This window comes from Nocardioides sp. NPDC059952 (genome assembly GCF_042730435.1).
In the GTDB taxonomy this organism is placed as follows: Bacteria; Actinomycetota; Actinomycetes; order Propionibacteriales; family Nocardioidaceae; genus Nocardioides.
Map to the genome: position 1 here is coordinate 42,863 of NZ_JBHWLY010000039.1, position 10,061 is coordinate 52,923.

Annotated in this window: 10 protein-coding genes; 4 read left to right on the forward strand and 6 right to left on the reverse strand. The window is 68.7% G+C overall.

From position 1 onward, the window contains the following. Nucleotides 1–48: 48 nt before the first annotated feature. The 5 genes from cysC to ACFV9G_RS18165 all read right to left on the reverse strand — a co-directional run bounded on the left by cysC (nucleotide 49) and on the right by ACFV9G_RS18165 (nucleotide 4,836). Nucleotides 49–1,251 carry an adenylyl-sulfate kinase gene (gene cysC, locus ACFV9G_RS18145; RefSeq protein WP_378728891.1) on the reverse strand — a complete coding sequence of 401 codons (1,203 nt, stop codon included), beginning with the start codon at nucleotides 1,249–1,251 and terminating at the stop codon, nucleotides 49–51. Between the two features lie 116 nt (nucleotides 1,252–1,367). Beyond that, nucleotides 1,368–2,618, reverse strand: a complete 1,251-nt coding sequence (locus ACFV9G_RS18150) for a sulfate adenylyltransferase subunit 1 (RefSeq protein ID WP_378728892.1) — start codon at nucleotides 2,616–2,618, stop codon at nucleotides 1,368–1,370. Then, nucleotides 2,618–3,532: a sulfate adenylyltransferase subunit CysD gene (gene cysD / locus ACFV9G_RS18155; RefSeq protein ID WP_378728894.1), complete on the reverse strand. Its 915-nt coding sequence runs from the start codon at nucleotides 3,530–3,532 to the stop codon at nucleotides 2,618–2,620. Before cysD ends, ACFV9G_RS18150 begins: the two co-directional genes overlap by 1 nt. A 168-nt stretch (nucleotides 3,533–3,700) precedes the next feature. Next, nucleotides 3,701–4,549 (reverse strand): HipA N-terminal domain-containing protein, encoded by an 849-nt coding sequence (locus ACFV9G_RS18160; protein WP_378728896.1) that lies wholly within the window; start codon nucleotides 4,547–4,549, stop codon nucleotides 3,701–3,703. After that, nucleotides 4,549–4,836, reverse strand: a complete 288-nt coding sequence (locus ACFV9G_RS18165) for a helix-turn-helix transcriptional regulator (RefSeq protein ID WP_378728897.1) — start codon at nucleotides 4,834–4,836, stop codon at nucleotides 4,549–4,551. The genes ACFV9G_RS18160 and ACFV9G_RS18165 overlap by 1 nt, the downstream gene beginning before the upstream one ends. A 90-nt stretch (nucleotides 4,837–4,926) precedes the next feature. Between ACFV9G_RS18165 and ACFV9G_RS18170 the strand changes: the two genes are divergently transcribed. Both ACFV9G_RS18170 and ACFV9G_RS18175 read left to right on the forward strand, forming a co-directional pair. Continuing rightward, entirely contained in the window at nucleotides 4,927–6,093 is a 1,167-nt protein-coding gene (locus tag ACFV9G_RS18170) for a nucleotide sugar dehydrogenase (protein ID WP_378728898.1), read from the forward strand. 140 nt (nucleotides 6,094–6,233) lie between these two features. Beyond that, a complete protein-coding gene (locus ACFV9G_RS18175) occupies nucleotides 6,234–6,605 on the forward strand; it encodes a phosphomannose isomerase type II C-terminal cupin domain (protein ID WP_378728899.1) in 372 nt (123 codons plus the stop codon). A gap of 10 nt (nucleotides 6,606–6,615) precedes the next feature. On the opposite strand, the gene rfbA is transcribed toward ACFV9G_RS18175, so the two are convergent. Beyond that, the gene (gene rfbA, locus ACFV9G_RS18180) at nucleotides 6,616–7,488 is read right to left on the reverse strand and encodes a glucose-1-phosphate thymidylyltransferase RfbA (protein WP_378728900.1); all 873 of its coding nucleotides are present in this window, start codon (nucleotides 7,486–7,488) and stop codon (nucleotides 6,616–6,618) included. Nucleotides 7,489–7,582: 94 nt separating this feature from the next. On the opposite strand from rfbA, the gene rfbB reads away from it, so the two are divergent. Further along, a complete protein-coding gene (gene rfbB, locus ACFV9G_RS18185) occupies nucleotides 7,583–8,581 on the forward strand; it encodes a dTDP-glucose 4,6-dehydratase (protein WP_378728901.1) in 999 nt (332 codons plus the stop codon). A gap of 5 nt (nucleotides 8,582–8,586) precedes the next feature. Further along, nucleotides 8,587–9,969 carry a sugar nucleotide-binding protein gene (locus tag ACFV9G_RS18190; protein ID WP_378728903.1) on the forward strand — a complete coding sequence of 461 codons (1,383 nt, stop codon included), beginning with the start codon at nucleotides 8,587–8,589 and terminating at the stop codon, nucleotides 9,967–9,969. The last annotated feature ends 92 nt before the right edge of the window (nucleotides 9,970–10,061 follow it).

Here is a 10,061-nt window from a genome sequence, read left to right on the forward strand (position 1 = left end):
GGCCGATTTCGCTGAGGTTCTGCGCAGCGGCTACGCGCCTTGGAGGGACTACTGCCCAGGGACGCTCTCGAGGTCGAGGTAGCCGGCTTTCTTCAGCCCGGTGAGCACGTCCCCGAGGGCGTCCTCGATCGAGCGGCCGGTGGTGTCGACGCGTACGTCGGCGTCGGCCGGCTCCTCGTAGGGCGAGGAGATCCCGGTGAACTCCGGGATCTCGCCACGACGGGCCTTGGCGTAGAGGCCCTTGCGGTCGCGTCGCTCGCACTCCTCGAGCGGCGTGGCGACATGGACCAGGAAGAAGGCGCCGCCGGCGTCGTCGACGTAGCCGCGTACGTCCTGGCGGGTCGAGTCGAACGGCGCGATGGGGGAGCAGACGGCGAGGCCGCCGTGGCGGGAGATCTCGGCGGCCACCCAGCCGATCCGGCGGATGTTGGTCTCCCGGTCCTCCTTGGAGAAGGTCAGCCCGGCCGACAGGTTGCGGCGCACGACATCGCCGTCGAGCGAGGTGACCGTGCGCGCGCCCTGCTCGAGGATCCTGTCCATCAGGGCACGAGCGAGGGTGGACTTGCCGGAGCCGGACAGGCCGGTGAAGAAGATGACCAGACCCTGATTCTCGGGCGTGGGCTGGTCGAAGTCGATGACCGCGGCGATGTCGTCGGGGTAGTCGTCGGACGCGGGGGTGGCCAGCGCGTGGACCGGGTCACCCCCTGCGTACGCCTCGACGACCGCCACGCCCAGCGCATGGTCGGCCTCGGGGTCGTCGTGAGCAGCCAGCGGCACCGCGACGACGGCCGCGTCGGGCAGGGCGTCGGCGGCCAGCAGGGACGCGCGCAGCAGCGCGACGGCCGAGAGCGCCGGGGTGCCGTGCCCGACCAGAGCGAGCAGCAGCACCGGCCCGAGGGTCGCGATCTCCGCGATCTCGGCGGTGGTGAGCGCGTCGGTGACCGGGACGACCGTCCGCCCGGCGTACGCCTTCCGGGTCTGTGACGGGGTGAGGTAGAGCCGCCGGAACGGACCGTAGGCGGGGGAGGACAGGCCGGTGACCTCGCCGGCGGGCCAGGTGACGCGTGCCAGCGGGAGGCCCTCGGGGTCGACGATCTCGACCGAGCCGTCCTCGGCTGCGGCTGCGGCGACCGCGGACGGCAGGGCGAGGGTCAGCGGAGAGCCGGGCGCGTTCAGCGGGCCCGGGAGGGCGCCGGAGACGATCAGCTCGATGTCATCGAGCTCGCGCGGCGAGGGAGAGAACTGCGGCACTGGGGCACCTTTGTATCAGGCGTCCGCCAATCCCGAGTCGGCGCGTCCGCACCTTGCTTTCTCGCTTCGCTCGAAAGACTGCGATGCAGACGCGCCGACTCGGGCTTGGCTGAACGCTAGTCGTTGATCATGCCCGCGCCGACGGTGACGCCGGTCGCCTCGTCGATGAGGATGAAGGAGCCGGTGGTGCGGTTCTTCGAGTAGGGGTCGCACAGCAGCGGCTTGGTGGTGCGCAGCTGCACGCGGCCGATCTCGTTGAGCCCGAGCTCCTTGGTCTCCAGGTCGCGGTGGAGGCTGTTGACGTCCAAGCGGTACTGGATGTCCTTGACCAGCGCTCGCGCCGAGTTGGAGGTGTGCTTGATGGCCAGCTTCTGCCGCGGACGCAGCGGAGCGTTGGTCATCCAGCAGATCATCGCGTCGATGTCCTGGCTCGGCTCGGGGGCGTTCTTGACCCGCGAGATCATGTCGCCGCGGCTCACGTCGACGTCGTCCTCGAGTCGCACCGTCACCGACATCGGCGGGAACGCCTCGGGGATCTCCTGGTCGAACAGGTCGATCCCGGCGATCCGGCTGGTCATCCCGGAGGGGAGCACCATGACCTCGTCGCCCGGCTTGAGCACGCCACCGGCGACCTGGCCCGCGTAGCCGCGGTAGTCGTGGTGGTCGTCGGACTTCGGCCGGATGACGTACTGCACCGGAAGGCGCACGTCGACCAGGTCGCGGTCGGAGGCGACGTGGACGTGCTCGAGGTGGTGGATCAGCGTCGGGCCGGAGTACCAGTCCATGCTGGTCGAGCGGGTCACCACGTTGTCGCCCTGGAGCGCCGAGATCGGGATGACCTCGAGGTCCGGGATGTTGAGCTTGGTCGCGAACGCGGTGAACTCGGCCGAGATCTTGTTGTAGACCTCCTGGGAGTAGTCCACGAGGTCCATCTTGTTGATGCACAGGACCAGGTGGGGCACGCGCAGCAGCGAGAGCAGCACCGCGTGGCGGCGCGACTGCTCGGTCAGGCCGTGACGAGCGTCGACGAGCACCAGGCCGAGGTCGGCGGTGGAGGCACCGGTGACCATGTTGCGCGTGTACTGCACGTGGCCCGGCGTGTCGGCGATGATGAACTTGCGGTTGGGCGTCGCGAAGTAGCGGTAGGCCACATCGATGGTGATGCCCTGCTCGCGCTCGGAGCGCAGCCCGTCGGTCAGCAGCGACAGGTCGACGTAGCCGTGACCCTTGTCCTGGGAGGTCTTCTCGACCGATTCGAGCTGGTCGGTGAAGATCGACTTCGAGTCGAACAGCAGCCGCCCGATGAGGGTGGACTTGCCGTCGTCGACCGAGCCGGCGGTGGCGAACCGCAGAAGGTCCATGGCCATCAGAAGTAACCTTCCTTCTTGCGGTCCTCCATGGCAGCCTCGGAGAACCGGTCGTCACCGCGGGTCGCGCCACGCTCGGTGACCCGGGCGGCGGCGACCTCCTCGATGATCTCCTCGATGGTCGACGCTGTGCTTTCAACGCAACCGGTAAGTGTCATGTCGCCGCAGGTGCGGTAGCGGACCGTACGCTCGGTGACGACCTCGCCCTCGCGCAGCGGGTTGAGCGGGGTCTCGGTCAGCAGCATGCCGTCGCGCTCGAAGACGCGACGCTGGTGGGCGAAGTAGACCTCCGGGATCTCGATGCCCTCGCGGCCGATGTAGTCCCAGATGTCCAGCTCGGTCCAGTTGGAGATCGGGAAGATCCGCATGTGCTCGCCCTCGTGCAGGCGGCCGTTGTAGAGCGACCAGAGCTCGGGGCGCTGCATCTTGGGGTCCCACTGGCCGAACTCGTCGCGGTGGGAGTAGACGCGCTCCTTGGCACGGGCCTTCTCCTCGTCACGGCGACCGCCACCGAAGGCGGCGGTGAAGCCGTTCTCCTCGATCGCGTTCAGCAGGGTGGGGGTCTGGAGCCGGTTGCGCGAGGTCTTGCCGTCGTCGACGACGATGCCGCGCGCGATGGCGTCATCGATGCTCGCGATGACCAGGCGTACGCCCAGGCGGCTGACCCAGCGGTCACGGGTCTCGGCGACCTCGGGGAAGTCGAGTCCGTTGTCGATCTGGAGAACGGGGAATGGGATCTTGGCAGGGAAGAAGGCCTTCTCCGCAAGTCGCAGCATCACGATGCTGTCCTTGCCGCCCGAGAACATCAGGACAGGCTTCTCGAACTCTGCCGCGGCCTCGCGGAAGATGTGGATCGACTCGGCTTCCAGCTGGTCGAGCTGGCTGAGCCGGTAGTCGGCGTGTGTTGCAGTCATTACGGAACCAGAGGACCTCTCCGTCAGGTTGAGGCGCCCATGCTAGTGGCGGCTTCCACGGCACGGCGAAATGTCCCATCCCCGCGTGGGCAGGAATCCGAGTGTACGCACGCGTCGGCCCCTGTCCGGCGGCACCACTCGCACGGTGAGATGCGGCGTCGGGACGGGTCAGCGTCGTGGCGCCACGACGACCCTGTCCCCGGCGAGCAGGAAAGCGATCCTGCCGACGTCGTCGACCGGAGATCCCGCCAGGCCGAGCCGCAGGAGCAGGTCGCGTACGCCGCCGGGGTCGATGTCCTCGCCCGGTCGAGCACCCAGGGCCTGCCGGATCGTCTCGGCGTGGATGCGCCGGCCGCCGAGCCGGTCCCAGCGCTCCGCGACGAGCGCCGCCTGCGCGCCGAAGGTGACCAGCTCGGTGCGGGTGGCGGGGATCCCGCCGGAGCGTGCCCGCCCCAGCTCCGCGATCCTCGCCGAGGCCTCCTCGGGCGTGGTCGGCCGCAGGATGTGCGTCGACGGATGCTCGTACGTCGGCCAGAACCACTTCCCCGAGGCCCGCCGCAGCGCGAACTTCCCCTGGTGGCCGCCGAGCGAGAACCGGGGCCGGGCCCGCTGGTCGAGCCACGAGGTGGGCTGGTTGCGCAGTGCCGCGAGCCGGGTCGCGATCTCGGGCAGCGGTGCCTCGACGGCGTGCGGCGCCCTGCGCCAGGGCAGGTCGGGGTCGGCCGAGAGCGAGACCGCCCCGGGGAGGTCGTCACCGTAGGAGGCGAGCAGCGTCATCGGCTCGGTGTCCGGCAGGCCTCGCTCGCGCGCCCATCTGCGGCGTACGTCGTCGCGGGCGGGGAGCAGGTTGTCCAGCCAGGCGCGGGCGCCCCCCGGGGCGGCCGGACCGGTGCGCGGGAGGGACAGCGAGATCGGGGTCGGGCCGGCGGACTCGACGTAGCTGAAGTCGATCCGGTCGCCGACCTGGCGGAAGGTGCCCATCCGGCGGCGGCCGGCGAAGGCGTACAGCTCTCGCATCAGGGGAGGGCCAGGCAGTGGGCCAGGACGGCGTCGAGATCGACGTCCTCCAGGGGAGGGGCGATCGGGGAGAGCTGCGTCGGCGACAGGTAGACGTCGAGGACCTCCAGCAGTGCGAGCGCCTTGCCGAGCTCGGCGCGCGGATGGCCGGACTCGACGTCGACGACGAACCGCCGGCCCACCCCGGCCCGGTGGGCCAGGTCGCTCTGGGTGAGGCCGGCCCGGCGCCGGGCCGAGCGGACGGCCGACCCGAAGGCGTCCGGCGAGGTCAGGTACGGCGACGGCACAATGAACACTGTACGCGATGTTCCCGTACGGGAACATCGCCGCCAGAGTTCCTGTGACCTGTCCTCAAATCGCTGCCTACAGTGCCGAACATGAAGATCACCGTTGTCGGCGTGGGCTACGTCGGGATGTCGCTCGCCGTCCTGCTCGCCCAGAAGCACGACGTCGTCGTCCTGGACGTCTCCCAGGAGCGGGTCGACCTGGTCAACGCGGCCAGGACCCCGATCGAGGACGCCGAGATCACCAGCTTCCTGGCCACCAAGGAGCTCGGCCTGCGCGCGACCCTCGACAAGGAGGACGCCTATGCGGACGCCGCGTACGTCATCGTCGCCACCCCGACGAACTACGACGAGGCCTCGAACTACTTCGACACCTCCACCGTCGACAGCGTGATCGCCGACGCGGTGAGCTACGCGCCGGAGGCTGCGATCGTGGTGAAGTCGACGATCCCGGTCGGCTACATCGCGGCCAAGCGTGAGCAGCACCCCGAGGCGACGCTCTTCTTCAGCCCCGAGTTCCTCCGCGAGGGGAAGGCGCTCCACGACAACCTGCACCCCTCCCGCATCGTCGTCGGCGACGACTCCCCGGCCGCGAAGGGCTTCGCCGAGCTGCTGCTCGAGGGCTCGCTCGAGCCGGACGTACCCGTGCTGATGACCGGTGCCACCGAGGCCGAGGCGATCAAGCTGTTCGCCAACACCTACCTCGCGCTGCGGGTCGCCTACTTCAACGAGCTGGACACCTACGCCGCGACCCACGGCCTCAACACGCCTCAGATCATCGAGGGCGTCGGCCTGGACCCCCGGATCGGCTCGCACTACAACAACCCGAGCTTCGGCTACGGCGGCTACTGCCTGCCGAAGGACACCAGGCAGCTGCAGGCCAACTACCAAGACGTCCCGCAGAACCTCATCTCGGCGATCGTCGAGGCCAACACCACGCGCAAGGACTTCGTCGCCACCGACATCCTGCGGCGTGAGCCGAAGGTGGTCGGCGTCTACCGGCTGATCATGAAGTCCGGCTCGGACAACTTCCGCGAGTCCTCGATCCAGGGTGTGATGAAGCGGATCAAGGCCAAGGGCGTCGAGGTGGTCATCTTCGAGCCGGAGCTCGACGACCCGACTTTCTTCCACTCCGAGATCATCAAGGACCTCGACGAGTTCAAGCAGCGGGCCGACGTGATCATCGCCAACCGGCGCACCGACGTGCTCGCCGACGTCGCCGACAAGGTCTACACGCGCGACATCTACGGCCGCGACTGAGGCCCTCTCGCGGAGAGATCTGCTCCCGTGGGCGACCTGCGGGTAACGGACCGGTGAACATCGGCTCTCGATGAACCGCGCGTGGAAACGTACAGTTATGGTCGCGTCTTCTGCTCAGTGTCTAGGAATGAGGCAACATCATGGCTGGTGACTCCGAGACCCGCCCCTGGGGTTCGTGGCACGTCATCGACATCGGTCCGGGCTACAAGGTCAAGCGGATCGAGGTGCTGCCCAACAGCCGCCTCTCCTACCAGACCCACACCCACCGCTCCGAGCACTGGGTGGTCATCTACGGCAAGGCCACCTGCATCATCGACGGCGTGACCACGATCGCCGGTCCGGGCGAGTCCGTCGACGTCGCCGTCGGCCAGGCCCACCGGATCTGCAACGAGACCGACGAGCCGCTCTCGATCATCGAGGTCCAGCGCGGTGGCTACACCGGCGAGGACGACATCGTCCGGATCGAGGACGACTTCGGTCGGGCCGAGCAGAAGATCACGGCAGAGGCCTGAGCCGCGAGCCTCAGGCCAGCAGCCCGAGCAGGTATTTCCCGTAGCCGCTCTTCAGCAGCGGCTGGGCGAGCTCGGAGAGCTCCTCGTCGGAGAGCCAGCCCTGGCGCCAGGCGACCTCTTCGGGCGCACCGATCTTGGTGCCCTGGCGGTGTTCGATGGCGCGGATGAAGTTGGCGGCCTCGTTGAGGTCCTCGAGAGTGCCGGTGTCGAGCCAGGCGGTGCCGCGGGGCAGCACCTCGACCGAGAGGGTGCCGGCCTCGAGGTAGATCCGGTTGAGGTCGGTGATCTCCAGCTCGCCGCGCGCGGACGGCTTGAGGTTGCGGGCGTGCCCGATCACCGAGCTGTCGTAGAAGTAGAGGCCGGGGACGGCGTACGGGCTCTTCGGCTTCTCCGGCTTCTCCTCGAGAGAGACCGCCTTGAAGGACTCGTCGAACTCGACGACGCCGTAGGCGCGCGGGTCGGCGACGCGGTAGCCGAAGACGGCGCCGCCGGTGATCGTCTTGAAGCGGGCCAGCTGGGTGCCGAGGCCGGGGCCGTAGAAGATGTTGTCGCCCAGAACGAGGCCGACACCGTCCTCGGACTCGTCGAGAAAGCCGACGTCGGCACCGATCGTGAACGCCTGGGCGAGGCCGTCGGGGGAGGGCTGCTCGGCGTAGCTGATGTTGACGCCGAGATGGCTGCCGTCGCCGAGGAGCCGGTGGAAGCCGGAGGCCTCATGAGGCGTCGTGATCACCAGGATGTCGCGGATGCCGGCCAGCATCAGCGTGGTCAGCGGGTAGTAGATCATCGGCTTGTCGTAGATCGGCATCAGCTGCTTGCTGATCGCGAGAGTGATCGGGTGCAGACGTGAGCCGGTGCCCCCGGCCAGGATGATCCCCTTCATGGTCAGTTGATCCTACGGATGTTCACCCCACGTTCTAGGGAACCCACCGGGGCGAGGCGACCACCGGGGGATTAATTCTGCCTACGATGAACCGGTGAGACGGATTCTTGTGACGGGCGGGGCCGGGTTCATCGGCTCCAACTTCGTGCACCACCTCGTGGCCAACACCGATGCGTACGTGACGGTGCTCGACAAGCTGACCTATGCCTCCTCGGAGGCATCGCTGGTGGGGCTCCCGGAGGACCGGGTGAAGCTCGTGGTCGGCGACATCGCGGACGCCGCGGTCGTCGAGCCGCTGGTGGCGGAGTCGGACGCCGTGGTGCACTACGCGGCCGAGTCGCACAACGACAACTCTCTCTCGGACCCGGCGCCGTTCGTCCAGACCAACATCGTCGGCACCTTCGTGCTGCTCGAGGCGGTCCGGAAGCACGACGTACGTTTCCACCACGTCTCCACCGACGAGGTCTACGGCGACCTCGACCTGGACGACCCCAAGCGCTTCACCGAGGACACCCCCTACCAGCCGTCCTCGCCCTACTCGGCCACCAAGGCCGGCTCCGATCACCTCGTCCGGGCCTGGGTGCGCTCCTTCGGCGTGCGCGCGACGATCTCCAACTGCTCCAACAACTACGGCCCCTGGCAGCACGTCGAGAAGTTCATCCCGCGCCAGATCACCGAGGTGATCGAGGGGCGCCGGCCGCGCGTCTACGGTGATGGGCTCAACGTCCGCGACTGGATCCACACCGACGACCACTCCTCGGCGGTCTGGACGATCCTGGAGAAGGGCCGGATCGGGGAGACCTACCTGATCGGTGCCGACGGCGAGAAGTCCAACGTCGACGTCGTCCGCGCGATCCTGCGCCACTTCGGCAAGCCCGAGGACGACATCGAGTGGGTCACCGACCGTGCCGGCCACGACCGTCGCTACGCCATCGAGTCCGGCAAGCTGCGCAGCGAGCTCGGCTGGGAGCCGAAGTACCAGGACTTCGACAAGGGCCTGGCCGCGACGATCGCCTGGTACCAGGAGAACGAAGCATGGTGGTCGCCCCTGAAGCACGAGACCGAAGCCAAGTACGCCGCGAAGGGGCAGTGATCTCGGTGGCTGAGCTGCGCGTCGAGGAGACGCCGATCCCGGGGCTGCTGGTAGCCCACCTGCCCGTGCACGGCGATGCCCGCGGCTGGTTCAAGGAGAACTGGCAGCGGGAGAAGATGGTGGGGCTGGGGCTCCCCGACTTCGGGCCGGTGCAGAACAACATGTCCTTCAACGCCTCCCGGGGCGCGACTCGGGGCATCCACGCCGAGCCGTGGGACAAGTTCGTGTCCGTCGCGTGCGGGCGGGTCTTCGCGGCGTGGGTCGACATGCGCGAAGGGGACTCCTTCGGGATCACCTTCTCCGTCGAGATCGGCCCGGATGTCGCGGTCTTCGTGCCGCGTGGGGTCGGCAACTCCTACCAGGCGCTGGAGGACGGCACGGTCTACTCCTACCTGGTCAACGACCACTGGCGCCCCGGGTACGCCTACCCGGCGCTCAACCTGGCCGACGAGACCGCCGCGATCGCCTGGCCGATCCCGCTGGACTCTGCCGAGATCTCCGACAAGGACCGGGCCAACCCGCGCTTGGCCGAGATCACCCCGATGAAGCCGAAGAAGACGCTGATCATCGGATCCAACGGCCAGCTCGGCCGGGCGCTGACCGCGGTCTTCCCTGAGGCCGACGCGGTCGACCTCGACGAGCTCGACATCTCCGACGAGAAGGCGGTCGCGGCCTGGCCGTGGTCCGACTACCAGATCGTCCTCAACGCCGCCGCCTACACCGCGGTCGACGTCGCCGAGACCGCCGACGGCCGGCGCACCGCCTGGGCCGCCAACGCGACCGCCCCGGCGCTGCTCGCCCGGGTCGCGGCCGAGCACAGGCTGACCCTGGTGCACTACTCCACCGAGTACGTCTTCGACGGCACCGCCACCGAGCACACCGAGGACGAGCCGGTCTCGCCCCTCGGCGTCTACGCTCAGTCCAAGGCCGCCGGCGACATCGCCGTCGCGGGCGCCGCTCGGCACTACATCCTGCGCACCTCCTGGGTCGTCGGTGACGGCAAGAATTTCGTACGCACCATGGCGGCTCTCGCCGAGAAGGGCGTCTCGCCCACCGTGGTCGACGACCAGATCGGCCGGCTCACCTTCACCGACACGCTCGCCGCGGCCACCGCTCACCTGCTGCGGTCCGGGGCTGCGTACGGGGTCTACAACTGCACGAACGCGGGGGAGCCGTGCTCGTGGCGGGACGTCGCCGCCGAGGTGTTCTCGCTGTCGGGGCGTGACCGGGCCGATGTGGGTGCCACCTCGACCGAGGCCTACTTCGCGGGCAAGGAGGGCGTCGCGCCGCGACCGCTCAACTCGGTGATGTCCCTCGACAAGCTGGCCGCCACCGGCTTCGAGCCCGAGGACCACCTCGAGGCTCTCCGCCGCTACCTGAAGGCCTGATCCGCCCCGCTGGTCGAGCCGCCGGAGCCGCTAGGCGGAGGCGTGTCGAGACCAACACGGTGCCATCGAGCGCAGAGGGGACCGTGTTGGTC

Excerpts from the sequence above, each read along its gene's own strand:
- rfbA (WP_378728900.1), bottom strand. The coding sequence starts at position 7,488 with ATGAAGGGGATCATCCTGGCCGGGGGCACCGGCTCACGTCTGCACCCG.
- ACFV9G_RS18175 (WP_378728899.1), top strand. The coding sequence starts at position 6,234 with ATGGCTGGTGACTCCGAGACCCGCCCCTGGGGTTCGTGGCACGTCATC.
- ACFV9G_RS18150 (WP_378728892.1), bottom strand. The coding sequence starts at position 2,618 with ATGGCCATGGACCTTCTGCGGTTCGCCACCGCCGGCTCGGTCGACGAC.
- cysD (WP_378728894.1), bottom strand. The coding sequence starts at position 3,532 with ATGACTGCAACACACGCCGACTACCGGCTCAGCCAGCTCGACCAGCTG.
- ACFV9G_RS18160 (WP_378728896.1), bottom strand. The coding sequence starts at position 4,549 with ATGCGAGAGCTGTACGCCTTCGCCGGCCGCCGCCGGATGGGCACCTTC.
- ACFV9G_RS18170 (WP_378728898.1), top strand. The coding sequence starts at position 4,927 with ATGAAGATCACCGTTGTCGGCGTGGGCTACGTCGGGATGTCGCTCGCC.